This window comes from Pseudonocardia adelaidensis, from assembly GCF_039543345.1.
GTDB classification, from domain to species: domain Bacteria; phylum Actinomycetota; class Actinomycetes; order Mycobacteriales; family Pseudonocardiaceae; genus Pseudonocardia; species Pseudonocardia adelaidensis.
This window is the reverse complement of the sequence record NZ_BAABJO010000009.1, coordinates 162,901-189,888: the sequence shown is the minus strand read 5'-3', so window position 1 is coordinate 189,888 and position 26,988 is coordinate 162,901. Positions and strand designations below refer to the sequence as shown.

23 protein-coding genes are annotated in these 26,988 nt (G+C 74.5%); 6 read left to right on the top strand and 17 right to left on the bottom strand.

The features are described 5' to 3' along the window. Window positions 1-2: 2 nt before the first annotated feature. From ilvA to ABEA81_RS14450, 4 genes are all read right to left on the bottom strand, one after another. Window positions 3-1,268 (bottom strand): threonine ammonia-lyase IlvA, encoded by a 1,266-nt coding sequence (gene ilvA / locus ABEA81_RS14465; protein ID WP_345605554.1) that lies wholly within the window; start codon window positions 1,266-1,268, stop codon window positions 3-5. Window positions 1,269-1,322: 54 nt separating this feature from the next. After that, entirely contained in the window at window positions 1,323-2,330 is a 1,008-nt protein-coding gene (locus ABEA81_RS14460; protein ID WP_345605553.1) for a Gfo/Idh/MocA family protein, read from the bottom strand. A 91-nt stretch (window positions 2,331-2,421) separates the two neighbouring features. After that, window positions 2,422-2,763 carry a UBP-type zinc finger domain-containing protein gene (locus ABEA81_RS14455; protein ID WP_345605552.1) on the bottom strand — a complete coding sequence of 114 codons (342 nt, stop codon included), beginning with the start codon at window positions 2,761-2,763 and terminating at the stop codon, window positions 2,422-2,424. Continuing rightward, window positions 2,760-4,001, bottom strand: a complete 1,242-nt coding sequence (locus tag ABEA81_RS14450) for an MFS transporter (RefSeq protein ID WP_345605551.1) — start codon at window positions 3,999-4,001, stop codon at window positions 2,760-2,762. Before ABEA81_RS14450 ends, ABEA81_RS14455 begins: the two co-directional genes overlap by 4 nt. Window positions 4,002-4,090: 89 nt before the next feature. Between ABEA81_RS14450 and ABEA81_RS14445 the strand changes: the two genes are divergently transcribed. After that, the gene (locus ABEA81_RS14445; protein ID WP_345605549.1) at window positions 4,091-4,960 is read left to right on the top strand and encodes a LysR family transcriptional regulator; all 870 of its coding nucleotides are present in this window, start codon (window positions 4,091-4,093) and stop codon (window positions 4,958-4,960) included. Here the strand turns inward: ABEA81_RS14445 and ABEA81_RS14440 are convergent. The 7 genes from ABEA81_RS14440 to ABEA81_RS14410 all read right to left on the bottom strand — a co-directional run bounded on the left by ABEA81_RS14440 (window position 4,949) and on the right by ABEA81_RS14410 (window position 13,789). Then, window positions 4,949-6,550, bottom strand: a complete 1,602-nt coding sequence (locus ABEA81_RS14440) for an ABC transporter ATP-binding protein (RefSeq protein WP_345605548.1) — start codon at window positions 6,548-6,550, stop codon at window positions 4,949-4,951. The genes ABEA81_RS14445 and ABEA81_RS14440 overlap by 12 nt on opposite strands. Next, on the bottom strand, window positions 6,550-8,283 hold the full coding sequence (locus tag ABEA81_RS14435) for a gamma-glutamyltransferase family protein (protein WP_345605678.1): 1,734 nt from the start codon (window positions 8,281-8,283) through the stop codon (window positions 6,550-6,552). The genes ABEA81_RS14440 and ABEA81_RS14435 overlap by 1 nt, the downstream gene beginning before the upstream one ends. A gap of 77 nt (window positions 8,284-8,360) precedes the next feature. After that, window positions 8,361-9,245 carry an ABC transporter permease gene (locus ABEA81_RS14430; RefSeq protein ID WP_345605547.1) on the bottom strand — a complete coding sequence of 295 codons (885 nt, stop codon included), beginning with the start codon at window positions 9,243-9,245 and terminating at the stop codon, window positions 8,361-8,363. Next, window positions 9,245-10,204, bottom strand: a complete 960-nt coding sequence (locus tag ABEA81_RS14425) for an ABC transporter permease (RefSeq protein WP_345605546.1) — start codon at window positions 10,202-10,204, stop codon at window positions 9,245-9,247. The genes ABEA81_RS14430 and ABEA81_RS14425 overlap by 1 nt, the downstream gene beginning before the upstream one ends. A 1-nt stretch (window position 10,205) precedes the next feature. Continuing rightward, complete coding sequence (locus tag ABEA81_RS14420) at window positions 10,206-11,846, bottom strand: ABC transporter substrate-binding protein (RefSeq protein ID WP_345605545.1); 1,641 nt, start codon at window positions 11,844-11,846, stop codon at window positions 10,206-10,208. A gap of 317 nt (window positions 11,847-12,163) precedes the next feature. Then, window positions 12,164-13,597 carry a hypothetical protein gene (locus ABEA81_RS14415; RefSeq protein WP_345605544.1) on the bottom strand — a complete coding sequence of 478 codons (1,434 nt, stop codon included), beginning with the start codon at window positions 13,595-13,597 and terminating at the stop codon, window positions 12,164-12,166. 6 nt (window positions 13,598-13,603) lie between these two features. Then, window positions 13,604-13,789 carry a hypothetical protein gene (locus tag ABEA81_RS14410; RefSeq protein WP_345605543.1) on the bottom strand — a complete coding sequence of 62 codons (186 nt, stop codon included), beginning with the start codon at window positions 13,787-13,789 and terminating at the stop codon, window positions 13,604-13,606. Window positions 13,790-13,796: 7 nt separating this feature from the next. On the opposite strand from ABEA81_RS14410, the gene ABEA81_RS14405 reads away from it, so the two are divergent. Beyond that, entirely contained in the window at window positions 13,797-14,444 is a 648-nt protein-coding gene (locus tag ABEA81_RS14405) for a hypothetical protein (protein ID WP_345605542.1), read from the top strand. Window positions 14,445-14,488: 44 nt separating this feature from the next. Here the strand turns inward: ABEA81_RS14405 and ABEA81_RS14400 are convergent, their stop codons facing one another. The 3 genes from ABEA81_RS14400 to ABEA81_RS14390 all read right to left on the bottom strand — a co-directional run bounded on the left by ABEA81_RS14400 (window position 14,489) and on the right by ABEA81_RS14390 (window position 16,524). Further along, entirely contained in the window at window positions 14,489-14,665 is a 177-nt protein-coding gene (locus ABEA81_RS14400; RefSeq protein WP_345605541.1) for a hypothetical protein, read from the bottom strand. A gap of 101 nt (window positions 14,666-14,766) precedes the next feature. Further along, window positions 14,767-15,420, bottom strand: coding sequence for a LuxR C-terminal-related transcriptional regulator (locus ABEA81_RS14395; RefSeq protein WP_345605540.1), 654 nt, complete (start codon window positions 15,418-15,420; stop codon window positions 14,767-14,769). 30 nt (window positions 15,421-15,450) lie between these two features. Continuing rightward, window positions 15,451-16,524, bottom strand: a complete 1,074-nt coding sequence (locus ABEA81_RS14390; protein WP_345605539.1) for a LacI family DNA-binding transcriptional regulator — start codon at window positions 16,522-16,524, stop codon at window positions 15,451-15,453. 124 nt (window positions 16,525-16,648) lie between these two features. Between ABEA81_RS14390 and ABEA81_RS14385 the strand changes: the two genes are divergently transcribed. Genes ABEA81_RS14385 through ABEA81_RS14370 form a run of 4 tightly spaced genes read left to right on the top strand, consistent with a single transcriptional unit; the run spans window position 16,649 to window position 22,587 of the window. Beyond that, window positions 16,649-17,833: an MFS transporter gene (locus ABEA81_RS14385; RefSeq protein ID WP_345605538.1), complete on the top strand. Its 1,185-nt coding sequence runs from the start codon at window positions 16,649-16,651 to the stop codon at window positions 17,831-17,833. 56 nt (window positions 17,834-17,889) lie between these two features. Next, the gene (locus ABEA81_RS14380; RefSeq protein WP_345605537.1) at window positions 17,890-19,371 is read left to right on the top strand and encodes an aldehyde dehydrogenase family protein; all 1,482 of its coding nucleotides are present in this window, start codon (window positions 17,890-17,892) and stop codon (window positions 19,369-19,371) included. Window positions 19,372-19,387: 16 nt separating this feature from the next. Beyond that, window positions 19,388-20,998, top strand: coding sequence for an APC family permease (locus tag ABEA81_RS14375; RefSeq protein WP_425570552.1), 1,611 nt, complete (start codon window positions 19,388-19,390; stop codon window positions 20,996-20,998). Then, window positions 20,995-22,587 carry a GMC family oxidoreductase gene (locus ABEA81_RS14370; RefSeq protein ID WP_345605536.1) on the top strand — a complete coding sequence of 531 codons (1,593 nt, stop codon included), beginning with the start codon at window positions 20,995-20,997 and terminating at the stop codon, window positions 22,585-22,587. The genes ABEA81_RS14375 and ABEA81_RS14370 overlap by 4 nt, the downstream gene beginning before the upstream one ends. A gap of 128 nt (window positions 22,588-22,715) precedes the next feature. On the opposite strand, the gene ABEA81_RS14365 is transcribed toward ABEA81_RS14370, so the two are convergent. The 3 genes from ABEA81_RS14365 to ABEA81_RS14355 all read right to left on the bottom strand — a co-directional run bounded on the left by ABEA81_RS14365 (window position 22,716) and on the right by ABEA81_RS14355 (window position 26,924). Next, on the bottom strand, window positions 22,716-22,940 hold the full coding sequence (locus ABEA81_RS14365) for a hypothetical protein (protein WP_345605535.1): 225 nt from the start codon (window positions 22,938-22,940) through the stop codon (window positions 22,716-22,718). A 100-nt stretch (window positions 22,941-23,040) separates the two neighbouring features. Continuing rightward, window positions 23,041-23,514, bottom strand: coding sequence for a carboxymuconolactone decarboxylase family protein (locus ABEA81_RS14360; protein WP_345605534.1), 474 nt, complete (start codon window positions 23,512-23,514; stop codon window positions 23,041-23,043). A gap of 221 nt (window positions 23,515-23,735) precedes the next feature. Continuing rightward, window positions 23,736-26,924: a BTAD domain-containing putative transcriptional regulator gene (locus ABEA81_RS14355; protein ID WP_345605533.1), complete on the bottom strand. Its 3,189-nt coding sequence runs from the start codon at window positions 26,922-26,924 to the stop codon at window positions 23,736-23,738. Window positions 26,925-26,988 lie beyond the last annotated feature (64 nt).

Below are 26,988 nucleotides of genomic sequence, written 5' to 3'. Positions count from 1 at the left end.
GGTCACACGAGGAAGCGGTACGCCGTGGTGCCCGGGGCGACGTGCTGGATCTTCAGCGGGCTGGCCTCCATGCGCTTCCACAGCGGCTCGTAGCCGTCGCGGTGGGCCAGCTCGATGCCGACGAGCGCGGCGCCGGTCTCGCGGTTGTCGCGCTTGACGTACTCGAACAGGACGATGTCGTCGTCCGGGCCGAGCACCTCGTCGAGGAACCGCCGCAGCGCGCCGGGCTCCTGCGGGAACTCCACGAGGAAGTAGTGCTTGAGCCCGCGGTGCACGAGCGAGCGCTCGATCACCTCGGCGTAGCGGCTGACGTCGTTGTTACCGCCCGAGAGCAGGCAGACGACGGTGGAACCGGGCTCCAGCTCGATCCCGTCGAGCGCGGCGGCGGCGAGCGCGCCCGCGGGCTCGGCGATGATCCCGTCCACCTGGTAGAGGTCGAGCATCTCCGTGCAGACGCGGCCCTCGGCCACCGTCGTGAGCTCGGCGCCGCAGTCGCGCACCAGCGGGAAGCTGACGTCGCCGACGCGGCGCACGGCGGCGCCGTCGACGAACGAGTCGAGCTCGGGCAGGGCCACCGGTTCGCCCGCGGCCAGTGCTGCCGTCATGCCGGCCGCGCCCGCCGGCTCCACGCCGACGACCCGGACCTGCGGGTACCGCTCGGCCAGGAAGCCCCCGACCCCGGCGAGCAGCCCGCCCCCACCGACCGGCACCACGACGACGTCCGGCGCGCCGTCCAGCTGGGCCATGATCTCCGCGGCCACCGTGCCCTGCCCGGCGATCGTGCGCAGGTCGTCGAAGGCCGGGACGACGGTTGCGCCGGTGCGGGCCGCGTGCTCGGCGGCCGCCGCGGCGGCCTCGTCGTAGGTGTCGCCGCCGACCACCAGCTCCACGGCGTCGCCGCCGAGCGCGGCGATCCGCTCCCGCTTCTGCCGCGGCGTGGTGCTCGGCACGTGCACGCGGCCGCGGATGCCCAGCCTGCGGCAGGCGTACGCGACGCCCTGGCCGTGGTTCCCCGCGCTCGCACAGACGGCCCCGGCCGCCCGCTCCTCCGGCCCGAGCTGGGCCAGCAGGTTGTACGCGCCGCGCAGCTTGTACGACCGCCCGACCTGCAGGTCCTCCCGTTTCACCCAGACCTGCGCCCCGGTCACGGCCGAGAGCCGTTCGCTGGGCTGCAGCGGCGTCGGGAGTGCGACGCCTTCGAGCCGTGCGGCGGCGGCGCCGACGGCGTCGGCGAGGGAGGGGGCGTGCGGAGCCGTGCGGGAGACCACCCATCGATCCTGCACCCGCCGGGCCGCGTCGCCCGATCCGGGCCCCACCCGGGGTCAGGCGATCGGTGCCGTCCGCGGGCGCAGGTCGAAGCCCGCGGCCCGGTAGCAGTCGTCGAGTAGCTCGGCGGTGGCCACGGCGTCGTCGGCGTCCGTCGGTACCGGCGCCCCGTCCCGGACGGCGGCGGCGAACGCCTCCAGCTGGTAGGCGTACGACGGGCGAAGGCCCGCCCGCTCCTCGCGCTCGACGCCCCCCGTGGTGACCCACACCCGGTCGTCGCGGTGGGGGAGCACGAAGTTCGCGGCGCGCACCTCGCCCGTGTCCCCGACGATGCGGGCCGTCATCCGCAGCTCGTCGGCCGCCATCGAGCTGTGCAGCACGCCGGTGGCCCCGCCGGGGAACGCGAACTCGGCGCGCACCCACTCGTCCACGCCGGGGTGCCCGGCCCGCTCCCGGCCCTCGGCGCCGGTGACCCGCGGGGCGCCGCCCCCGAACCGGCCCAGCATCCGGTGCAGGTGGACGCCGTAGCAGCCGACGTCCATCAGCCCGCCGCCGGCGAGCGGGAGCGACCAGCGCGGGTCGCCGTCCGGCGGCGGCGCGATCTCCATGTGCACCTCGACGTGGCGCAGCTCGCCGATCCCGCCGGAGCCCACGACGTCCAGCAGTCGCTGGGCCACCGGGTGGTAGAGGTAGTGGAAGGCCTCCATGAACACCAGCCCCGCGCGCTCGGCGGCGGCGCGCACCTCCCGGGCCTCGCCCGCGTCGCTCGCCGAGGGCTTCTCGGTGAGCACGTGCTTGCCCGCGGCCAGCGCCGCGACGTTCCACGGGCCGTGCAGGCCGTTGGCGAGCGGGTTGTAGATCGCCTCCACCTCGGGGTCGGCGAGCACCTCCGCGTAGGAGCCGAGCACTCGCTCGACGCCGTGGTCGGCGGCGAACGTCTCGGCTCGGCCCCGGTCCCGCGCCGCCACGGCGACGAGCCGGGCCCCGGTGAGCTGTGCGGGGGCGACGATGGCGTTGACGGCGATGCGGGACGCGCCGAGAACGCCGATCCGAAGAGGTTCCACGCGGTGATCCTCTCCGGTCGGCGTCAGCAAAGCCACTTTCACGACGTCAGGCGTCATGAAAGTGGCGTTGCTGACACTCGGGACGACGCCCTCAGTGGATGTGCGCGCGCCAGTCCTGCGGCACCCGGCCCGCGGGGCCCGGGACCGGCTGGTCCTCCGGGTGGTGCTGGGGTTCGGGCAGGTCCGGGCCCTCCAGCAGGGTTTCCGTGCGGTAGTCCCAGTACCAGCTCTCGCCGGGCTCGAAGCTGCGCACGAGCGGGTGCCCCGTCTCCCGGAAGTGCGCTGTGGCGTGCTGGGCCGGCGAGGTGTCGCAGCAGCCGACGTGCCCGCACGATGCGCAGCGGCGCAGGTGCACCCACCAGCCGCCGGCCTCGTCGCACTCGCGGCAGCCCGCCCCGCTCGGCGCGGCCGTGGGGTCGATCCCGTCCGTCATGCGCCCATCATGGCGCGTCCGGGCGGCGCGGTGGCGATCCGCCAGGCCGCGAACGCCAGCGCGAGCAGCAGGACGCCGGCGAACATGTACAGCGCGACCGCCACCGGGAGGCTCTGCGCGGCGACCCCGAGCCCGAGGACCGGCACCGTGAGGCCGACGTAGGCGGCCAGGAACAGGGCCGCGCTCGTCTCGCCGCGCCGGTTCGCCGGGGCGGTGGCGAGCACGGTGGACATGCTGCCCTTGAACGCGATCCCGGCGCCGGCCCCCGCGACGGCGCCCCCGGCCAGGAAGAGCGCGAGCACGCCGAGGTGCACCCCGAGGACGAGGACGACCACGCCCGCCGTGATGACGGCGAGGCCGCTCAGCAGCTGCGGGCGGGCGGCCACCCGGTGCAGCGGGACCTGGGCGGCCGCGCCGGAGCCGAAGGCCAGTAGCGCGGCGAGGCCGCCCAGCACCGGGCTCCCGATGTGGAACAGCGTGCTCATGACGATCGCGGCCAGCGAGCTGAACAGCCCGAAGACCGCGAAGGACACGATGGAGGCCGTCGCCGCCCCGATGAACGTGCGCCGGTGCTCGGGCGCCACGGCGGTGCGCTGGGGGCGGTACGCGGGAAGCGGGTCGGGCCGCCGCACGGTCTCCGGGACCACCGCGAGCGCAGCCAGCCCGATCGCCAGCAGCAGGACCGACACCGCGTACGGCACGCGCAGCGGGGCGGTCGTGTACTCGGCCAGCAGGCCGGAGATCAGCGGGCCGAGGCCGAGCCCGCCCATGTTGGCCGCCGTGGCGACCACCTCGGCGCGCCGCAGGCCCCCGCCGGGACGGGCCCGCCCGTTCAGGTCGGCGAGGTGCGCGGTGGCGGTCGCGGTGACGAGCCCGACGCTCAGGCCGGACAGCACCCGGCCGGTGACGAGCGCGGGCAGGGCCGCGGAAGCGGCGAACGTCGCGCTGGACGCGATGCCGAGCACGAGCCCCAGCACGAGCACCCGCCTGCGGCCGATCCAGTCCGAGACGTGCCCGCCGAGGAACAGGGAGGCGAGCACACCGACCGCGTAGACCGCGAACACCATCGTGACGACGAGCGCTCCGAAGCCGTCCTGGCGCTGGTAGTGCGGGTACAGCGGGGTCGGGAGCGTCGACGAGGCCATCGTGACCGTGAACAGGTACGCGACCAGCCAGAAGCCGCGGTCGTGGCGGCGGATCGAGCCCTGCGCCGGTGCGGCGGCGTATGAGGTGTGCACCCCGGTTCCAACCCGCCGCGCCGGGCCCGAGCTTCCCCGGTCCGTGCGATGATCCGAGATGTCAGCTATCTCGCTCGGAGATGGGTGCCGTGGAGCTCAGGCAGATGCAGGTGGTCGTCGCCGTGGCCGAGGCGGGAGGGTTCTCGGCGGCCGGCAGGCGGCTCCGGCTGGTGCAGTCCGCGGTGTCGGCCACGGTGCGCGCGGTCGAGCGGGAGCTCGACGTGCCGCTGTTCGACCGCTCGACGCACCGTGCCGTGCCGACGGCTGCCGGCGAGGCGTTCGTGGCGGCGGCCCGCACCGCGCTGTCGGCAGCCGACCAGGTGCACGCCGCCGTCGACGCGGTGCGGGGGGTGCTGCGCGGCCGGGTCACGCTCGGCGTCATGCAGGGTCTGCTGGGCGGGCTCCCGCCGGCGATCGGGGCGCTGCGCCGCGCGCATCCCGGGGTGGTGGTGCGGCTACGCCAGGCGCCCGCCGAGGAGATCGTCGACGCGGTCCGGGAGGGAACGGTCGACCTGGCCGTCATCGCGCTCACCGGGCGGCCGCGCGGCCTGGTCGGCGTCGAGCTGATGCGGGACCGGATGGTCGCGCTCGTCGGCCCACGGGCGGATCTGCCGGACGCACGGGTGACCCTGGCCGAGCTGGCGCGCCACCCGTTCGTCGACATCGCCCCCGGCTGGGCCATCCGGCACGTGGTCGACCGCGCCTTCCGCGCCGCGGGGGTGGAGCGGGCCGGCGTGTTCGAGACGAACGACATCCTGGCCGCGGTCGAACTGGTCCGCGCCGATCTCGGGGTCACGATCTTCCCGGCCACCCTGGCCGCGCTGTTCCCCGACCTGCGCACGGTCGCCATCCGGCGTGCCCCGACCTGGACCGCCGGGGTCGTCCACCGCAAGGGCCCGCTCGTGCCCGCGGCGGCCGCGCTGCTCGAGCACCTCGAGCGGGCCGGCTCAGGCGGGTGAGGGGATCGCCTCGAGCAGCGCGCGCGTGTAGTCGTCCTGCGGCGCGTCGAAGACGTCCGCGGTGCTGCCGTGCTCGACGATCCGGCCGCGCCGCATCACGAGCACGTCGTGCGCGACGAGGCGCACCACCGCGAGGTCGTGGGCGATGAACAGGTAGGACAGCCCGAGCTCGCGCTGCAGCTGGGTGAGCAGCTCCAGGATCTGGTCCTGGACGAGGACGTCGAGCGCGGACACGGCCTCGTCGCAGATCACCAGCTTCGGCCGCAGTGCGAGGGCCCTGGCGATCGCGACGCGCTGCCGCTGCCCGCCCGAGAGCTCCACGGGATGCCGCTGGGCCGCCGTGCGGGGGAGCGCGACGTGGTCGAGCAGCTCGGCCACCCGCTGCCTGCGGGTGGCGGAGTCACCGATGCCGAACACCCGCAGCGGCTCGTCGATCAACCGTTCGACGGGCAGCACCGGGTCGAGGGAGCCGTACGGGTCCTGGAACACCGGCTGCATCTCGCGCCGGATCGCCCGCCTGCCGGCCCGGTCGGCACCGCGGAACGTGCGCCCGGCGATCGCGATGTGGCCGGCCGTCGGCTGTTCCAGCCCCAGCACGAGCCGGGCGGTCGTGGTCTTGCCCGACCCCGACTCGCCCACGATCGCCGTCGTGGTGCCCTCCGGCACCGTGAACGACACCCGGTCGACGGCGTGCAGCGGCTCCCGCTGCCCGCGCACCTTGTAGGTCTTCACGAGGTCGATGACCTCGAGCGCGGGCACCGGGTCCGCCGCGGGCGGTGGCGCCGGCGCGGCCCGGGACCGCGCGGCCACCGACGGGGCCGCCGCCACCAGCCGCCGGGTGTACTCGTGCTGCGGGTCGCGCAGGATGCGCGCGGCGGGCCCTGTCTCGACCACCCGGCCCTGCCACATCACGACGACGTCGTCGGCCCGCTCCGCGGCGAGACCGAGGTCGTGCGTGATGAGCAGCATCGCCGTGGCGTGCGCGGTGGTGAGCCGCTCGAGGTGGTCGAGGATCTGGCGCTGCACGGTGACGTCCAGCGCGGACGTCGGTTCGTCCGCGATGAGCAGCTGCGGCTGGCAGGCCAGCGCGATCGCGATGAGTACCCGCTGGCGCATCCCGCCGGAGAACTCGTGCGGGTACTGCCGGGCCCGCCGCGCGGCATCCGGGATGCCCGCCTCGGTCATCAGCTCGACGGCCCGCTCGCGCGCCGCCCGCCCGCGCGCCATGCCGTGCATCACGAGCGTCTCGGCGATCTGCCGCCCGACGCGGGCCACCGGGTTGAGGTTCGACATCGGGTCCTGCGGGACGAGGCCGATCCGGCGCCCGCGCAGCCTGCGCAGCCGCCGCTCACCCGCCGCCGTGACGTCCTCGCCGTCGAACTCGATCGTCCCGCCGGTGACGCGCCCGGTGCCGGGCAGCAGGCCGATCGCGGCGGCCGCGGTGGTCGACTTCCCCGACCCGGACTCACCGACGATCGCCACCCGCTGCCCGCGCCGCACCGTGAGGTCCACGCCGTGGAGGACGGGCCGCGGCTCGCGGCCGTAGGAGACCTCGAGGCCGCGGATGCGCAGCAGCGGATCGTCGGTCATCAGCGGCCCGCCGCGTACCCCTGCGCGCCGCGCGGGTTGGCGGCCGCGGAGAGGATCCCGGTCTCCGGGTCGCGACCGACGCTGGACAGCCGCCCGAGCTCCCAGTCGCCTGCCCGGCTGACCTGGTGGCCGCGCCGTTCCAGCTCGCTGATGACGTCGTCGCCGATCCGGTCCTCGACGACGGCGCCGCCCGGCGTCCAGGTGCGGGGCCAGAACGACCCTGGCATCGACGTGGTGTGCATGGCCGGGGCGTCGATGGCCTGCTGCGGCGAGTAGCCGCCGGCGAGCGTGCGCAGCAGGTAGAGCAGCTGCCACTGGTCCTGCTGGTCGCCGCCGGGGGAGCCCAGTGCGGCCACCGGCTTCCCGTCGCGCAGCAGCAGCGTGGGGGTGAGCGTGGTGCGCGGCCGCTCGCCCGGGGTGAGCGACGACGGCGTCCCCTCCTGCAGCCAGGTCATCTGCAGCCGGGAGCCGAGGCAGAACCCGAGCTCCGGGATCGTCGGCGAGGACTGCAGCCAGCCACCGGACGGCGTGACGGCGACGATGTTGCCCCAGCGGTCCACGACGTCGACGTGGCAGGTGTCGCCGCGGGTCTCCCCGGACAGCACGACGGTGGGCTCGCCGACGCCCGCGGTGGCCCCCTCCTCGGCGTCGGTGACGAGCGGGGGCAGGAACGGCTCGCGCCCGCCGGGGCGGCCGGGGCGGAACTCGTGCGAGGCGTCCTCGCCGATCAGCGCCCGCCGCTCCCGCGCGTACTCGGGCGACAGCAGCACGTCGAGCACGCCGTCGGCGATGGCGTCGCCGTAGTGGGCGTCCCGGTCGGCCATGGCGAGCTTGAGCGCCTCGAGGACGTGGTGCGCGCCGTCGGCGGTGGACGGGTCGATGGCCTCGTCCGGGAGCCCGTCGAGGATCATGAGCGCCTGCAGCAGCGCGGGGCCCTGGCCCCACGGGCCGGTCTTGGCCACGGTCGTGCCGCGGAATTCGGCGGTGACGGCGGGCTCGAACGAGGCGGAGAAGGCGGCGAAGTCGGCCGCCTCGATCACGGCCGCGTGGTCGGTGCCGGACGAGTGCCGGTGCGGGATGCGCAGGAAGGCGGCGGCCTCCTTCGCGACGAACCCCTCGTTCCACTCGCGGCGGGCCGCCTCGATCCGCGCGCGCCGGTCCGTTGCGCCGGAGCCTGCCTCCAGCAGCCGTTCCAGGGTGCGGGCGTAGGCCGGGAGGCGGATGATCTCGCCCGCGCGCGGCGGCCTGCCGTTCGGCATCCACAGCTGGGCCGACGTCGTCCAGTGCTCGGTGAACAGCTCGGCGACGGTCTCGATGGTGGTGCCCACGCGCCCGACCACGGGATGGCCGTCGCGGGCGTAGCCGATCGCGAAGGCGAGGACGTCGGCGAGCTCCCACGTGCCGTGCTCGGCGAGCAGGACGAGCCAGGCGTCCACCGAGCCGGGCACGGCGGCGGCGAGCCCACCGGCGCCCGGGACGAGGTCGAGGCCCTCACCGCGGTAGTGGGTGATCGTGGCGCCCGCCGGGGCCGGGCCCTGGCCCATGAGGACCGTCGGGGCCGGGTCGTCCGCCGTGGCGAACACGCCGGTCAGGTCGCCGCCCGGGCCGTTGAGGTGCGGCTCGACGACGTGCAGCACGAACCCGGCCGCGGTGGCGGCGTCGAACGCGTTGCCGCCGCGCTCCAGCACGGCCTGCGCGGTGGCGGTGGCGAGCCAGTGCGTGGTGGCCGACATGCCGAACGTGCCCTGCAGGGTGGGGCGGGTGGTGAACTCGGGAGGCGGGACGAAGCTCAACGAGGGACCTTTCCTTGTCACCGGCGCGAGCCGGGGCTCAGCACGTCGCGCAGCGCGTCGCCGAACAGGTTGAAGGCCAGGCAGATCACGACGATCGCCAGGCCGGGGAAGAACGCCGCGTACGGCGCGCGGACGATGTACTGCTGGGCGTCGGACAGCATGATGCCCAAGCTGGGGCTCGGCGGCTGGATCCCGAGCCCGAGGAACGACAGCAGGGCTTCGCCGATCACCGCGACCGGCATGATCACCGTGGCCTGCACGATGATCGACGAGAGGGCGTTCGGCAGCACGTGCGTGGCGAGGATCCGCACGCCGGAGGCGTCCATCGTGCGGGCGGCCAGGACGAACTCGTGGCCCTCGAGCCGCAGCGTCTCGGCGCGGACGACGCGGATCATGGTCGGCACCTGGGCGAGGCCGAGCGCGATCGCCGCGTTCGCCAGGCTGGCCCCGTTGATCGCGGCGAGGCCGACGGCGACGATGAGGAACGGGAACGCGAGCAGCAGGTCGGTCAGTCGCGACACGAGCGCGTCGAGCCACCGCCAGTACCCGGCGAGCAGCCCGAGCGGGGTGCCCACCACGATCGCGAGCGCCACGGCGAGCACGCCGACCTGCAGCGACGCCCGCGTGCCGTACAGGATGCGGGAGAGGATGTCGCGGCCCAGGTCGTCGGTGCCCAGCGGGAACCCGATCGTCCGGGGCAGCTGGAACGGCGTCTCGAAGTGCACCTCGTCGGGCGGGTAGGGCGCGATCCACGGGGCGAGCAGCGCGGCCAGCACCACGACGAGCAGCAGACCGCCGCCCACCACGCCGAGCCGGTGGTGCAGCAGCCCGGTGAGCACCCGGCCGCGGCGACTGCCGAGCTCGTCGTCGGCCGCGCCGATCTCGGGCGTCACGAGAGCCATCAGGCGTTCCCTCCCCCTGCCACCCGGATCCGTGGATCGATCACCGAGTAGAGGACGTCGACGGCGAGGTTGATGAGGATGTAGGCGAGCGTCACGACCAGCACGACGCCCTGGATCACGGGGTAGTCGCGGGTGAACACGCTGTCGAGCGTGAGCTTCCCGAAGCCGGGCAGGGCGAAGATCCGCTCCGTCACGACCGCGCCCGAGATCAGCCCGCCCAGCTGCAGGCCGACGATCGTCACGACGACGACCAGGCTGTTGCGCATGGCGTAGCGGACGAGCACGGTGCCGCGTGACGCGCCCTTCGCCCGCGCTGTCCGCACGTAGTCGGCGGCCAGCGCGTCGATCATGGAGGAGCGGGCCTGGCGCATCACGATCGCCGCGAGGCCGGTGCCGAGGATCAGCGCGGGCAGCGTGAGGTGCCAGAGCGCGCGCAGCGGCTCCGCGGAGACGGCCACGTAACCGGACGCCGGGAACCAGCCCAGCCCGACCGCGAGGTAGAGGATCGCGAGCAGCCCGAGCCAGAAGTTCGGCACCGACAGCGACAGCAGCGACACCCCGCCGACGGCCAGGTCCGGCCACCGGCCCCGGTTCGCGGCGGCGAGCGCGCCCGCGGCCATCCCGACGACGACGGCGATCACGATCGCGTAGAGCGAGAGCCACGCCGTGACCGGCAGCGTGGTGGCGATCAGGTCGGTGACGGGGGTGCCGGTGCGCACCGAGTCGCCGAAGTCGCCGGTGAGCGCGTTGCCCAGGAACCGCAGGTACTGCACGACGATCGACTCGTCGAGCCCGAGCTGCGCGCGTACCGCTTCGAGGGTCTCCGGGGTGGCCTCCTCGCCGGCCATCGCGAGCGCCGGGTCGCCCGGCAGCGCCCGCACTCCCGCGAACACCACGATCGACGCCAGGAACATCGTGATCACGCCGTGGCCGAGGCGGGTCACCAGGTAGCGGGCCACGTCACTCGCCTCCCTCGGCGAGGAACCCAGCGCGTCCCAGCCGGACCACCCCGTCGGCGAAGGTCTCGATGCCCGCCACGTCCGTGGTGTAGGCGGTGAGGTTGCGCAGCCGGTAGATGTAGAGGATCGGCAGGTCCCGCTGGATGATCTCGACCACCCGGCCGTAGGCGTCGGCGCGCGCCGCCGGGTCGGTGAGCTGGGCCGCCTCCTTCACCAGGCGGTCGACCTCCGGGTTGCTGTAGCCGGAGTAGTTGTTGCTGGCGCCGGTGGTCAGGAAGCTCGCCGTGTTCCCGTGCGGGTCGATGCGCCCGGACCAGCCCAGCTGCAGGGCCTCGAAGTCGCCGCGGTCCTGGACGTCGAGCAGCGTGGAGTACTCGACGGGCTGGATCGTGATCTCGAAGCCGGCCTCGCGGACGCTGGCCTGCAGCGCCTGCGCGAGCCGGAGCTGTTCCTGGTCGTTGCTGACGAGCATCGTGAGCCGGTAGGGGGTCGGCACGCCGGCCTCGGAGAGCAGTTCGCGGGCCCGGACCGGGTCGTAGGGCTGGCACGCCTCGCTCAGGGGCGTGGAGAACGAGCTGGTGGGGGCGATCGGCGAGCACGCGGCGTCGAACCAGTTGTTGAACACGGTGTTGATCAGCGTCGTGCGGTCCACCGCCAGCGCGAACGCCTGTCGGACCCGCGCGTCGGATGCGATCGGCGTGTCGATCGGCTGCGGCGGTTCGCCGGTGCCGTTCACGTTGCCGAGGTTGAACGTCATCCCCTGGTAGCCGAGCGAGCCGATCTGCAGGACGCCGATGCCGTGCTCGAGCTGGAGGGCGTCGACGTCCTGCGTCGAGATCCGGTCGGCGACCTGGACGTCACCGGAGCGCAGGTTGGCCGCGCGGATGTTCGCGTCGCTCATGATCCGGTAGGTGATCGAGTCGAGGTGGACCTCGTCGGCGGCGTAGTAGTTCGGGTCGCGCACCACCGTGATCGACGTCTGCGGCACGCGCTCGGCGAACCGGAACGGCCCGACGCACACCGGTGCGCTGCCGAAGTCCGCGCCCAGCTCGGCGAGCGCCGTGGGGGACATGATCATCCCGGCGCGGTCGGCGAGGGAGGCGGTGAGGGGCGCGAACGACCGTTCATAGCGGATCACGACGGTGGCCGGGTCGGGGGCCTCGATGCCGCTGATCGGCCCGAGCTCGCCACGGCGCGTGGAGCCCTCCATGGTCAGGTGGCGTTGCAGGGTGGTGACGACGGCTGCAGCGTCGAACGGGGTGCCGTCGGCGAACCTGATCCCGGTGCGGACCGGGATCGTCACCGTGAGCCCGTCGGGTGCGACCCCGGGCAAGGCGGTCGCCAGCTGCGGCACGATGTCGCCCTCGGCGTCGATGTCGTAGAGCTTCTCGCACATCGCGTTCATCACGTAGCGCGTGTAGAGCGACGACGAGGTGGTCGGGTCGAGCTTGTCCGGCTCGTTGGACAGCGCCATCACCAGGTGACCGCCCTCGCGGACCGGGCGGCCGTCGAACGCCACGCCGGGGACGTCGGGGCGGGGCGGTGCCGGCACGACCGGCTGCACCGGGATGCAGGCGGCGAGCGCGACCGCCAGCACGCCGCCGACGGCCACGGCGGCCGCGCGCTGGAGGGGGTGCGGCACGGGCGGTCCCTTCGGCCTGGTCTCTGGGTATCAGATGTATACAGAATGGCGGCGGACGGCAAGGGTTGCGCCGATCGGACGTGGTGTGACCCATCACTGCGCCCGCGGAGCGGCGAGGAGCGACCCGGAGGTCACCGCGCAGGCCAGGACGATGTGGGGGCGAGATCGGCCACGACCCGTGGAAGGCGCCGACCAGCGCGGCGGCGGCGAACGGCATTGGGCCGCTCGTGCCGCACGGCGTGGACAACTCCGGGGCTGCCCCGCTGATCAAGGGCAAATGGTCGCTTGCAGCGGCCCTCGCCACGGCGGGCGAGTGGTCACATTCGCGCGAGTCCCGCCAGGAAGAGCTGCCAGAAGCGCGGGAACCGCATGCCGGACCTGCGGCCCGCGGGGTCGGTCGCGACGGCGGGGCCCCAGCGCCCCTGGTAGCCGACGTTGTCGGGCGAGGCCCAGTAGAGCTGTTCCTGCCGGTCCACGATGAAGGGGTACTTCCGGCTGCCGACGGTCACGACGCCGCCCGGAGCCGACACGGCGTCGGTCGGCCACTCGCGGGCTCCCGTCAGAACGCTCTTCGGGGCGATGGCGGTGCCGTATGCGGTGGACGTCGGCGTCTGATCGGCGGTGGCGATGTCCGGGGCGGCCCCGAACGGGTCGAAGGCGGAGGACTCGCCGAACTCGGCCACGAGCCAGGTGATCGCGACCGGGGCGAGGAACTCGCCGACGATCGGGATGCCGCCGGTGCAGAACACCTTCATCAGCGCGATGAGGACGTCGCCGGGGGTGTCCCGTCCGCTGGGTGAGCTGCGGGGGATGATGCCGTCGACCTTCTCGACGTCGCCGCAGGAGGTGGTGCCGACGTCGAAGCGGGGAGTGGTGAACGAGATCGGCTCGCGGGTGGTGGGCCCGTCGACGTCGATGAACATGCTGTGGTTGCCCGAGGCGACGGTGATCTGCGGGTGGGTGTCGGCGAGGGTCTGCACGTTCTCCCAGCGCCGGACGACCATGCCGAGTCGGGTCTGCTCGTCCATCGGGTCCCGGGAGCCCGCGTTGCGTCGCGTGAGCCCCAGGTAGGTGGGCTGGCCCTGCTCGACCACGACTGCGACGCACGCCCAGTCGCCGGCGAACCCGCCGAACAGTGCAGCTTCACCGTCGCGCTCGCAGTGGTCGAGCGGCTCGTCGTGGCCCGGGTAGAAGAGGTAGTAGAGGATCAGGGTGGGATCCTGCAGCTGCCCCAGGATCGAGCCGATCTGGTTCGTCGTGAAGCCGGGCGGCGGGGACGCCGCGGCGAGCCTGCTGAGTTCGACGGCGTCGAGGATCTCGGCGCTGTACCAGGGCCGGCTCGCGGCGAGCAGGGGGGTGTCGCGGTAGCCGGCGACGATCGAGTCGAGGTCGGCGAACCGGTTCTGGGAGCCGACCTCGGGTGCGTTCGAGTCCGTCCAGCCCGCCAGCGACAGGAAGCGGTCCTCGTTCACGGTGGAGGGCAGCAGCTTGCCGATCCAGGTCCGGGTACTGCTCTCCTCGGACTGGAGGCCTGCGATGCCGCCGGGCCCGGTGATCGGCGTCTTCGGGCGGGTGGTGGCGGGTTCCTCGCCCCAGTCGTCGGGTCCGGTGCCGGGCGGGCGGGAGCGCCACAGTGCGCTGCGCTCGAGGTAGCGCTTGGGGTCGCTGGGCAGGAAACGCTCGCTGCCCGACAGGTAGAGGACCGGCTCGAAGCGCCTCACGAGGGCGATCTGCTCGCCGCTGGGTGGCATCCGGGGTCAGCTCCTCACGAGGTCGAGGACGCGGGTCAGGAAGTTCTCGAGGACGGGATCGCAGGACGCGACGACGCCGGGCGGGGCCGGGGTGAGGCCTCCGATGGCACCGAGGAGGTCGGGGTCCTTCCAGATCTCGACGCCTGCGCGGTCTCGCCACCAGGCGACGATCGCGCCCAGGGCTGCCGACATCTCGGTGGTGTCCAAGGCACCGGCGGCCCACAGTCGGCGCGTACTCGCGGTGCAGGGACTGGTACTCGGCGACGCCGGCCGGTCCGGTTGCCGCGATCCGGGCCCGGATGAACGCCACGATCGATGCCGCCCCCTGCTGGTCGCGGGCGGCGCGCTGGGTATCGGCGACCCAGGACTCGAGCAGTGCGCGGAATGCCTTGGTCCAGCAGTCGGCCCCGCCGGGCTCCATGATGCGGTCGACGAAGTTGCGGCGCATCGCGTCCGGATCGCGGCGCCACACCTTCACCTCGTCGACCGAGGCGAGTGCGGAGAAGCTCTGCCCCGGCTCGGTGGTTCCGCCTACCGCGACGCCCCGGGGGCCGACGGGCCGCAGCGGCGCGGACACCCGGCCCTGGCCGACGACATGCCCGTTGATCAGCAGCTGGAGGGTGGCGAGCCCGTCGTAGGCGAAGCCGACGGTCGCCCACCGGTCGGGGGAGGGAACCTGCTGACCGACCACGCCCTGGTATCCGGAATCCGCCTCGGGATCGTCGATCTGCGCCTGGAGCAGGGCCGCGTCGTCGGCGACGCTCGCGGTGATCACCAGCCGGAACGAGCGGTCGCCCTCGATCAGGGTCCGCCGGCGCAGCACGGTGGGCGGACGATCTGGGCGTAGGAGCATCTCCACCCGGAGCGCGCCCAGGTTCTCCCAGGCCTTGCTCACCGGGACGGCCACCCGACTGCCGGGCCGAGGTGGAGGGATCCCGAGCCGGCGGCGACACCATCCTGGTCGAAGCGCGTGCCGTGTGGGTCGCCGTTGCTCAGGCCGTACGGCGAACGGTCCACGGGCCGCCCTTGCCAGGTGTCATAGGTGTGATGACAGATCAGTTCCAGCACGGGAGCCTCCGCGATCGCCGTGGGTGACGAGCCGGTCGCCTCGGGCAGGCCGTTACGGCACGCGGATGGCCAGGGTGGCGAACAGGTGCGGGCGGGGGGCACTAGGAGGGCGGTGCCGTGCGCTGCCCGGGCAGCGGGAGGTCGGCGGGCAGCAGGTCGTCCAGCAGCCCGGCGCGGCCGGCGAGGGCGGCTGCCTCGGTCCGGTTCGCGACGCCGAGGGTGCGCAGCAGGCCGGCGGTGAGGCGCTTGACCGTGCGCTCGGAGACGTGCAGCGCCCGCGCGATCTGGGCGGTGCTGGCGCCGCCCGCGATGAGCGTCCACAGGTGGCGTTCCTTGCAGGAGAGCTGCGGCCCGGGCCGGGGCGCGGACGGCCGGTGCGCCGCGCCGGTGGCCGCGAGCAGCGACGGGACCAGCCCGGCGGCCGAGCGGGTCCGCAGCAGCACGCCGCAGGCGCCTGCGCCGAGGAACTCGACGACGCTCTGGAGGGTGGGGACGTGCCGGGCGAGCGCGAGCACCGGAAGGCGCGGCTGCACACGGCGCATGGCCGCGAGCGCGGCGAGCGGGCCCGGCGCGGCGAGTTCGAGGTCCACGAGGGCGACGTCCGCCCGGTAACGCCGCACCAGCGTCCCGGCGGAGGCGGCGCGCACGGTGCGGGCCACGACGCGCACGCCGCCGTCGCTCGCCGCCGGCAGCGCCTCCTCCAGGCCGCGGCGGGACACCGGCTGCTGATCGACGATCAGCACGCGGACCACCATGTCGTCAGGATGCCCCGGCCGCCGCGCTTCCTACCAGCGTGCCGACCGATCGGAGGACGGAGCACGCCCGCTCGTGGTACCGATCCGCAACGCGACGGGCAGCAGGACGTCCGCCGGGTCGCCGCCCGCCACCAGCTCCATGGCGGCCCGGGCCGCGGCCCGGCCCTTCTCCTCGCTCGGCTGCACGACGGTGGTGAGCCGGGCCGGGGCGAGCCAGTGCAGGTCGGCGCCGTCGAAGCCGCCGACGGACAGGTCATCGGGCACCCGCAGGCCGAGCTCGGCCGCGGCCCGCAGCACCCCCGCGGCCAGGACGTCGCTCTGGGCGATGATCGCGGTGGGCCGCTGCGCCGCGGGGAGGTCCAGCAGGAGTCGCGCGGCCGCGGCGCCCTCGTCCACCGCGTTGCTCGAGGTCTCGTAGATCGGCACCGGGCCGAAGACGTCCTCGACGCCCTCGATGCGGTGCCGCACGTCCCGGTAGTGCGCCCGCGCGCGGCGTTGCGGTGTGACCGGGCCGCGGGTGCCGTCGAGCCGCAGGGGCATCGCGACGACCTCCACCCTCCGGTGGCCGAGGTCGTACAGGTGGCGGGCGAGCTCGCGCGTGCCGCCGCGATCGTCGATGTCGATCATCGCGACGCCCTCGAACGCGGGCCCCTCCACCGCCACGATCGGCACGCCGCGGGCGCGCAGCTGCCCGAGCGCGGGGTCGTCCTCGAGCCCGCAGGTGGCGAAGATGGCGGCATCGAGCGGGATGCGCGCGATCTGGCTGGTCGAAGGCCTGCCGACGTCGCCCGCGAGCAGCAGCAGCCCCACGTCGTGCGCGCTGAGCACCTCGCTGATGCCGTCGAGCAGCTGCAGCGCCACCGGGTCGCGGAACGCGTAGAGGAGCCGCTCGCCGATGAACGCGCCGACGACGCCGCTGCGGCCACGGCGCAGCGAGGCCGCCAGGGGGTCCGGGCCCGCGTAGCCGAGCTCGGCGGCCGCCGCGAGCACCCGCTCCCGGGTGGCAGGTGCGACGCGCGGGCTGTCGGCGAACGCGAGCGAGGCCGTCGACGGGGACACGCCGGCGCGCGCCGCGACGGCGGCGAGCGTCGGACGGCTGGACACGCCCGAACCCTAGTGCGGTGGCCAGCGGTGTGAGCAGAACCCGGTTGAGCCCGGCGTCCGGGTCCCGTAGCCTCACTGTCGAATCGATTCGACAGCCACGAGACGCACCACGATGGGGGACGATGTGACCACGACGGGGGCGCTGCCGCCCGCCCAGCTGCTGAGGGCGCGCACGGCCGTGGTCATCGCCTTCATCACCGCGGGCCTCGCGTTCTCGTCGTTCATCGCGCGCACGCCCGCGCTGCGCGACGCGCTCGGCCTGTCCACCGCGCAGCTCGGGCTGCTCCTGCTCTGCATGTCGGGCGGGGCCGTCGCGGGCCTGCCGCTGTCCGGCCCGCTCGTCCACCGGCTCGGCCCCGGCCGCGCGGTGCTCGCAGGCGCGCTCTCGATGACGGTGGGGCTCGCACTGCTCGCGGTCGGCATGGCCACCGCACTCGTCCCGGTCGCCGCGCTCGGCCTGGTCGCGTCCGGCCTCGGCACCGGCGTCTGGGACGTCGCGATGAACGTCGAGGGCGCCGACGTCGAGCGCAGGCTCGGCCGCTCGCTCATGCCCCGGCTGCACGCCGGGTTCAGCCTCGGCACCGTCGCGGGCGCGGGGATCGGCGCGAGCTGCGCCGCACTCGGCGTGCCGCTCCAGGGGCAGCTGGTCGGCATCGTGGTGCTGCTCCCGATCGTCGTCGCGCCCGCGGTGCGGCGCTTCCTCCCGGTGCCGGAGGCGGCGGCGGGCGAGGCCAGGACGGGGTCGGGTGTGCTCACCGCGTGGCGGGAGCCGCGCACGCTCGTCGTCGGGCTGATGGTGCTGGCGTTCGCGTTCACCGAGGGCTCGGCCAACGACTGGGTCGCCATCGCGATGGTCGACGGGCACGGCACGAGCGAGACCCTCGGCGCGATCGCGTTCGGGTTCTTCGTGGCGGCGATGACGGCGGGCCGGATGGCGGGCGGTACGGCCCTGGACCGGTTCGGGCGGGTCGTCGTGGTGCGCGCGACCGCCGTCATCGCGCTCGCCGGCCTGCTGCTGATGCTGCTCGGCGGGTCGGTGCCCGTCGCGCTCGCCGGCGCGCTCCTGTGGGGGATCGGGGCGTCGCTCGGCTTCCCCGTGGGCATGAGCGCCGCCGCCGACGACCCGGCCCGCGCCGCCGCCCGCGTCTCGGTGGTCAGCTCGATCGGCTACACCGCGTTCATCGCGGGCCCGCCGCTCATCGGCATCCTCGGCGAGCACGCGGGCATCCTGCGCGCGCTGTTCGTCGTGTTGGGCGCGCTGGTGCTGGGCCTGCTGGCCGCGGGCGCGTCCCGCCCCCTCGAGCGCTGACGCCCGCGGAAGCCGCTTCCGCTTGACGTCCGGCCGTCCGCGAGGACGATCGGCGCGTGCCCAGCCTCTACATCGACGGGACCTGGACATCCGGGTCCGGCGGCCCCGCCGAGGTCGTCAACCCGTTCGACGCCGGCGTGATCGAGATGGTCGGCCAGGCCGGCCCGGACGACGTCGAGCGCGCGGTCGCCGCGGCCCGCACGGCGTTCGACACCGGGCCGTGGCCGCGCACGCCCGCCACGGAGCGCGGGGCGCTGCTGCGCCGCGTCGCGGACCTCCTGGTGCGCGACAAGGAGGAGATCGCCCGCACCGAGACCCTCGACACCGGCAAGACGCTGGTCGAGAGCCGCATCGACGTCGACGACGTCACGGCGGTCTTCCACTACTACGCCGACCTCGCGGGCAAGGACTCCGGCCGGCTCGTCGACACCGGCAACCCGGCCGTCGTGAGCCGGGTCGTGCACGAGCCCGTCGGGGTGTGCGCGCTGATCACGCCGTGGAACTACCCGCTGCTGCAGCTGTCGTGGAAGGTTGCGCCCGCGCTGGCGGCCGGGAACACCGTGGTGATCAAGCCGAGCGAGGTCACCCCGCTGACGTCGGTGCTGCTCGTGCGGCTGCTGGAGGAGGCCGGCGCGCCGCGGGGCGTGGTCAACATCCTGCTCGGCGACGGCCGGTCGGTCGGTGCCCCGCTCACCGAGCACGCAGGCGTCGACATGGTCAGCTTCACCGGCGGCCTCGCGACCGGTCAGGCGATCATGCGGGCCGCCGCAGGCACCGTGAAGCGGGTGGCGGTGGAACTGGGGGGCAAGAACCCGAACATCGTCTTCGCCGACAGCGTCGACGACGACGGTGACTTCGAGACCGTCGTCGACAACGCGGTCACCGCCGTCTTCCTGCACGCGGGCCAGGTGTGCTCGGCGGGCGCCCGGCTGATCGTCGAGGACGCGCTGCACGACGACCTCGTCGCCGAGCTCGGCAGGCGCGCCGAGCGGATCCGGCTGGGCAACGGCCTGGACGAGGTTACGGAGTCGGGCCCGCTCGTCTCGGCGGCCCAGCGGGCGAAGATCGAGGACTTCGTGGCGTCGGCGCACGCCGAGGGTGCCCGCCTGGTGGCCGGCGGGCACCGGCCCGAGGAGCCCGACCTGCAGAAGGGCTTCTTCTACCGGCCGACGGTCTTCGCCGACGTCCGCCGCGACATGCGGGTGATCCGCGAGGAGACCTTCGGCCCGATCCTCACGGTGGAACGGTTCAGCACCGAGGACGAGGCGATCGCGCTCGGCAACGACACGGAGTACGGGCTCTCCGGCGCGGTCTGGACGGGCGACGCCGGGCGGGCCGAGCGGGTGGCCCGCGCGCTGCGCCACGGCACGGTGTGGATCAACGATTTCGGCCCGTACACGCCGGCGGCGGAGTGGGGCGGGATGAAGCGCTCGGGCAACGGGCGTGAGCTCGGCCCGACGGGGCTGGCCGAGTACCAGGAGCACAAGCACATCTGGCACAACACCGAGCCGGCCCCGGCGCGGTGGTTCAGGGGCTGAACGGGTCGGAGGGGCGATGATCGCGAGGGAGCACCACGCGGGCGGGGACGGGGCGAGCGCGGACGGGGCGAGCGCGGACGGGATGGTCGAGTTCGGCTACTCCCAGACGCTCGACCGCAGTATCGGCAAGTTCGCGAGCTTCGCCGCCGGCGTCAGCTACATCTCGATCCTGACCGGCACCTTCCAGCTCTTCTACTTCGGCTTCGGCACCGGCGGGGCGCCGTACTGGTGGTCGTGGCCACTGGTCTTCGCCGGCCAGTTCACGGTCGCCCTGTCCTTCGCCGAGCTCGCCGGGCGGTATCCGGTGGCCGGTTCGGTCTACAACTGGTCGAAGCGCCTCGCGGGCGGCACGACGTCGTGGATGGCCGGCTGGATGATGCTCACGGCCTCGATCGTGACGATCACCGCGGTCGTGCTGGCCTACCAGCTCGTGCTGCCGCAGATCTGGTCCGGCTTCCAGATCATCGGCAGCGCCGCCGACGCGGACGACGCCGCCGCGAACGTCACGATCCTCGGCGGGCTGCTCATCGTGTTCACCACCGTGATCAACGCGATCGGCGTCAAGCTGATGGCGCGGATCAACAGCGCGGGCGTGTTCATCGAGCTGATCGCCGCGGTGCTGATCATCGTGCTGCTGGCGTTCAACATCGTGAACCCGCCGTCGGTGCTGTTCGACACGGGTGGCCTCGGCGAGGGCGGGAGCGGCGGCTACCTGGGCGTGTTCCTGGTCGCGGCGCTGGCGTCGGCCTACGTGATGTACGGGTTCGACACGGCGAGCTCCCTCGGGGAGGAGACGGTCGACCCGCGGCGCACCGCTCCCACGGCGATCATGCGCGCCGTGATCGCGTCGTTCGTCATCGGCGGACTGATCCTGCTGCTGCTGATCCTCGCCGCACCCGACCTCGGTGACCCGGCCTACGGCGAGAAGTCGGGCGGCGGCCAGCTGATCCTGCTCCAGGTGCTCGGCGGCCCGGTGGGCACCGTCTTCCTCGTCGCGATCGCGATCGCGATCACCGTGTGCACGCTCGCCGTGCACACCGCGGCGATCCGGCTGATGTTCGCGATGGCCCGTGACAACGCCCTGCCCGCGGGCTCCCACCTCGCCAAGATCGACCCGGTGCACAAGACCCCGGTGATCCCGTCGATCCTGATCGGGGTGCTCGCGCTGCTCATCCTCGTGGTGAACATGGGAACGCCCGAGGTGTTCACCGCGGTCACGAGCGTCGCGATCATCATGATCTACATCGCGTACCTGCTGGTCACGATCCCGATGCTGCGGCGGAGGCTGCGCGGCGAGTGGCCGGATCCGGGGGCGAGCGGCAGCGGGTACTTCTCGCTCGGCCGGTTCGGGATCGTCGTCAACGTGCTGGCGGTGGTGTGGGGCATCGCGATGTCGGTCAACCTGGCGTGGCCCCGCGAGGAGGTCTACGGCTCCGGGTGGCTCGCGTGGATCGCGTTCATCTTCATCGGGATCGTCGCGGGCGCCGGGCTGCTCTGGTACCTCGTCCGCGGGCGGCGCCAGGTCGGCACCCTGCCCGAGCACATGGCCCAGCAGCTCGAGGAGGCGCACGAGGTGGACCCGACGCTGCCATCGCCCGACCCGCGGCCCGAGGGGAGCCAGGCGTGAGCGAACCTGCGGACGACGCTTTCGACTACGTGATCGTCGGGGGTGGGTCGTCGGGCTGCGCGCTCGCCGCGCGGCTCTCCGAGGATCCCGGCGTCACGGTGTGCCTGCTCGAGGCCGGGCCGTCCGACGTCGACGACCCGGCGATCCTGCGGCTCACCGACTGGATGGCCCTGCTCGACTCCGGCTACGACTGGGACTACCTGGTCGAGCCGCAGGAGCACGGCAACAGCTTCCTGCGCCACGCCCGCGCCAAGGTGCTCGGCGGCTGCTCGTCGCACAACTCGTGCATCGCCTTCTGGACGCCGCGCGAGGACCTCGACGAGTGGGCCGCCGCCGGCTGCGACGGCTGGAGCGCCGACGAGTGCTGGCCGCTCATCGCGCGACTGGAGAACAACGACGGCCCGTGGGACGGCCACGGCCGCAGCGGGCCCGTCAGGATCATGCAGGTCCCGCCGGACGACCCGTGCGGCGTCGCGCTGCTCGAGGCGGCCGCGGCGGTCGGGCTGCCGACCGTGCGGTTCAACGAGGGCGTGACGGTCTGCGAGGGCGCCGGGTTCTTCCAGATCAACCGCGAGCCCGACGGCACGCGCGCGTCGTCGTCGCGGGCCTACCTGCACCCGATCATGGGCAAGCGGCCGAACCTGGAGGTCCGCACGGGCGCGTGGGCCTCGCGGGTGCTGTTCGCGGGCAGGCGCGCCACCGGCGTGGAGTACCAGCAGGACATCGGGCCGGGCCGGCGGACCGTCACCGCCCGCCGGGAGGTCGTGCTCAGCGCAGGCGCGATCGACACCCCGAAGCTGCTCATGCTCTCGGGCATCGGGCCGTCGGAGCACCTGCGCGAGTTCGGGATCGACGTGCTCGTGGACGCGCCGGGCGTCGGCGCGAACCTGGACGACCACGTCGAGGGCCTGGTGATGTGGGAGGCGGCGCGGCCCATGGTCACCCGCTCCACCCAGTGGTGGGAGATCGGCCTGTTCACCCGCACCCGCGACGGCCTGGACCGGCCGGACCTGATGATGCACTACGGGTCGGTTCCGTTCGACCTCAACACCGTGCGCTGGGGCTACCCGACCACCGACAACGGGTTCTGCCTCACCCCGAACGTCACGCGCGGGCGTTCGCGGGGCACGGTGCGGCTGCGCACCCGGGACTTCCGCGACCGCCCGCGGGTCGATCCGCGCTACTTCACCGACCCGGACGGCCACGACATGCGCGTCATGACCACCGGGGTGCGGCTCGCCCGCCGCATCGCCGAGCAGGAGGCGCTCAAGGAGTGGGTGGCCCGCGAGCTCACGCCCGGCCCGGACGCCGTCACCGACGACGAGCTGGCCGACTACATCGCGAAGACCCACAACACCGTCTACCACCCGGCGGGCACCGCGAAGATGGGCCCGACCACCGACCCGGCCGCCGTGGTGGACCCGCAGCTGCGGGTGCGCGGCGTGGACGGGCTGCGGGTGGCGGACGCGTCGATCCTGCCGTTCCTGCCGGCGATCAACCCGAACATCACCTGTTACATGATCGGGGAGAAGGCGAGCGAGCTGCTCGCGGGCGACCGGCGACCCGTGGATGACGTAGCCGGTTCCTGAGCGCCCATCCGCCCTTCGACGCGCTGCTCGCCGCGCCGGCGGTCGTGGTCGAGCCGGAGGAGCACCCGGCGCCTCGTCGCGGGCGCCGTGCGCCCGGTGCTCGGCGAGCCGGCGCGGGCTGCGCTACGTCACCCGGTCGCTGATGTCGTCGGCGCCCCGGCCCGCTGTGCGACTCCCGCCCCGCGAGCTCCGCGGGTCCCGGTGCGGGAGCTGCTGCGGGCCCCGCTCGCCCGCGCCTCGCCCGCGCTGCCGATCCGGGAGGCGGCGCAGCGGATGACGGCGGGCGGCGCGAGCTGCGCGCCGGTGCGGGGCCCGACGACCTCGTGCGGCCCGCCGGACTCAGCCCCGGTCACCCGGGTGTCGCTGCCCGAGGCGTTCCGGGCCGTCGCCGCGGCGCAGTGGCGCGGATCGACCGGGACCTGCAGCTCGGCCCCGGCGTGCGGTGAGGAGGGGTCAGCCCCACTTGCCGGGCTCGTAGTCCCCCGCGGGAATCCGGCTGATCGCGTTCATGCGGTTGTAGGCGTTGATGAGCGCGACCAGGGAGACGAGGGCGGCGAGCTGGTCGTCGTCGAAGTGCTTGCGCGCCAGCTCCCAGGTGTCGTCGCTGACACCACCCGCGCCGTCGGCGAGGCGCGTGCCCTCCTCGGTGAGGGCGAGCGCCGCCCGCTCGGCGTCGGTGAAGACCGTCGCCTCGCGCCACGCGGCGATCATGTTGAGCCGCACCGGCGTCTCCCCGGCGTGAGCGGCGTCCTTGGTGTGCATGTCGAGGCAGACGGCGCAGGCGTTGATCTGGCTGGCCCGGATCTTCACCAGCTCCTGGACGGTGGGCGGCAGCGTCGAGTCGGAGACGGCCTTGCCCGCCGAGTTGATGTAGCGGGCGAACTTCGCGGCGACGGGGTTGGCGTAGTAGTCGATGCGGGCGTCCATGACTTCTCCTTCGGGTTCGGGTGTCGATGTGCTGACACGGCGCGCACCGCCCGTGTGACACCCGGGGATGTGAGCTGGGACTCACGCAGGTCCGGAAAGGTGTGGGGCACTCGGACCGTGGTCGGCCAACTCGGTCGGGCAGGCCGCGGGCGGGCCGGTGTTCGGCGTGATCGGGGCGGCCGTGTCGCTCACCACCGCGCTGGTGGGGTCGGCGGGCCTGCTCACGCCGGTCGTGGCGCTGTACGGGCGGTTCGGTGCGCGGGATCGGACGTCGCCGCGGACGTCGCCGCGTCGACGAGCTCGTCGGGGCCCGTGACGGCGCCGCGGGCGAGCTCCTCGGCGAACGCGGCCTCCCCGAGCGTGCCCGCGGCGGCCGCCGTGATCCGGTCGACGTCGCCGCGTTCGGCGGGCGGCAGCGGCGCGCCGACCCCCTCCCGCGCCGCGGCAGCCGCTCCGAGCAGCCGGGCGGCGTGCCGCGGTGCTCCGGCGAGGACGACGGCCCCGGCGAGCCCCTCCAGCGCGAGGGCCAGCGCGCGGGGGTCGCCGCTGCGCCGGGCGACGGCGTGCCCGGCGAGGTGGTGGCGCAGCGCGCCATCGGCGTCGGCGCGCAGCTCCGCGACGAAACCCAGCTCGGCGTGGATCAGCGTGGTGGCGATCTCGGCGCCGGCTCCGACGTGCCAATCGAGCACCTCGAGGAGGTGCCGCTCGGCGGCGTCGAGCCGCCCGGTGCGGCGCTCGCCGAGGGCGAGGCCGGTGAGGGCGTAGATCCGGCCGGGCGCGAACCCGTGCGCCACGGCCGTGTCCACGGCGCGCCGGTGCAGGTCGTCGGCCTCGGCGAACCGCCGCTCCAGCAGGGCCACCCGGCCGAGCCAGGACAGCTGGTAGGAGACCTCCGCCCACAGGCCGAGCTCCTCGGCCATCCGCAGGCCGGCGCGGTGCTGCTCCGCGGCGTCGGCGTAGCGGCCGGCGAGCTCGGCGATGGCACCCAGCGCGAACGTGGTCTGCACCTGGCCCCAGCGGTCACCCACGTCGCGGAACAGCGCAGCGGCCCGCTCGGCGTGCTCCCGCGCACCGGCGTAGAAGGACTGGCTCACCCGGTCGGCCAGTGCGGCCGCGATGCCCCACCGGTCGCCCAGCGCCTCGAAGGTGGCGAGGGCGGCGCACGTGGGCGGTCCGGCCCGGCCGTCGGCCACGGTGGTGAGCGCGTGGCCGAGGAACCACTGGGCGCGGGCCCTCGCCACCGGGTCGGTGACGGCGGAGACGTCGAGCGCGGCGTCGCGGGCCGGCTCGCCGTCGAGCACGCGCAGCGCGGTGAGCCATGCCGCGGCCTGCGCCCGGGCGCCCTCCGGCGCGGCACCGGGCACGGCGAGGGCGGCGCGCAGCGACCGGACCGCCTCGCCGGTCCGCCCCCGCAGGAACCAGTACCAGCACAGCGCCTGCACCAGCCGCAACGCCTGCTCGGCGCCGTCGGCCTGCTGCACGAGGTGGTCGACGGCGGCGCGCAGGTTGGCGGCCTCCGCGTCGAGCCGCTCCAGCCACCGCCGCTGGTCGGCGCCGCGCAGCTCCGGCTCGGCCCGCTCGGCGAGCGCGAGGTAGTGGGCGCTGTGGCGCTGCCGGACGCGGTCGAGCTCGCCCGCCTCGGCCATGCGCTCGAGCCCGTACGCCGCCACCGTCTCCAGCAGCCGGAACCGCGGAGCCTTGGCGACCACCAGCGAGCGGTCGACCAGGCGGGTGAGCAGGTCGAGTACCTCGCCGGGACCCACGCCGCCGCCCGCGCAGATCGCCTCGGCCGCCTCCAGGTCGCAGCCCTCCGGGTGCACGGCGAGGCGCCGCAGCACCACCTGCTCGCCGGGCGTGAGCAGCTCCCAGCTCCAGTCGACCACGGCGCGCAGGGTGCGCTGCCGGTCGGGTGCGTCGCGCGGCCCGCCCGCGAGCAGCGCGAACCGGTCGTCGAGCCGCGCCAGCAGCTCGTGCACGCCGAGGGCCCGCACCCGCCCCGCGGCGAGCTCGAGCGCGAGCGGCAGCCCGTCGAGCCGCCGGCAGATCGCCGCGACCGCGGGTGCGGTGCCGGCGTCGAGGACGAACCCGGGCGCCACCGCGGCGGCGCGGGACACGAACAGCCGGGCGGCGCTCGACGCCCGCACGGCCTCGAGGTCGCCGCCTTCCGGGGGCGGCTCGAGCGGCGGGACCTCGTGGAGCACCTCGCCCGCCACCCCGAGCGGCTCCCGGCTCGTGGCGAGTACCCGCAGGCCGGGCACGGCCCGCAGCAGCCTCCCGGCGATCGTGGCGACGGCGTCGACGACCTCCTCGCAGTTGTCGAGCACCAGGAGCGTGGGCGACTCGGCGAGCGCCTCGGCGACCCGGTGCACGAGGTCACCCGAGTCGCGGACCCCGAGCGCGCCCGCCACCGCGGCGACGACCCAGTGCTCGGCCGGGCACTCGTCCTCGGGGCAGACCTGCCGGTCGAGGCCGGCGAGCTCGACGAGACAGGCGGCGGGCTGCTCGCGGGCGACCGCCACCGCCAGACTCGTCTTGCCGACCCCTCCCGGGCCGGTGAGCGTGACGAGCCGCGCCACGCGGAGCCGCTCGTGCACCCGGGCGACCGCCTCCTCGCGGCCGACCAGCTCGGTGAGCGGGGCCGCGACGGTGTGCCGCGGGCGCGCGGGCGGACCGTGCAGCGCGGGGTCCTGCGCGAGGATCGCGCGCTGCAGGGCGACGAGCTCCGGCCCGGGTTCGAGCCCGAGCTCGGCGACGAGGGCGGAGCGCAGCGCGGCGAACCCGGCGAGGGCCTCGCCCTGCCGCCCGGCGCGGTAGAGCGCGCGCATGTGCAGACCGCGCAGCCGCTCCCGCAGCGGGTGGCGGGCCACGAGCTGGCCAAGCTCGGCGACCAGCGGACCCAGCTCGGCTCCGCCGAGCGCGAGCAGCGCCTCGGCGCGCTCCTCCTCGGCGGCCAGCCGCTCCTCGTCGAGCCGGGCCGCGGCCGCGGCCGCGAACGGCTCGTCACGGACGTCGGCGAGCGCCGGGCCGCGCCACAGCGCCAGCGCGTCGGTGAGCAGAGCGGCGCGCTCGCCCACGTCCGGCGCCTCCCGGGCCCGCGCGGTGAGCGCGCGGAACCGGTGGACGTCGAGCGCGCCGGGCTCGAGCCGCAGCAGGTAGCCCGGTGGCTGCCGGACGACGAGGTCGCGCCCCAGCGTGCGCCGCAGCTGCGAGACCTTGGTCTGCAGCGTGTTCAGCGGGTCGGCGGGCTCCCGCCCACCCCACAGGTGCTCGACGAGCCGCTCGACGGCCACCGGCCGCCCCTCGTGGACGATGAGGTCGGCCAGCAGGGCGCGGACCTTCCGCTCGGGCACCCGCACCGGGCTGCCGTCGGCCGCCCAGACGGCCAGCGGGCCGAGCACCCCGAATCGCACCCCGCAACGGTAACTAGCCCAGTGGTCCCCGCCGGAAGTACGGCACGCATCTCGACGCCCAGCT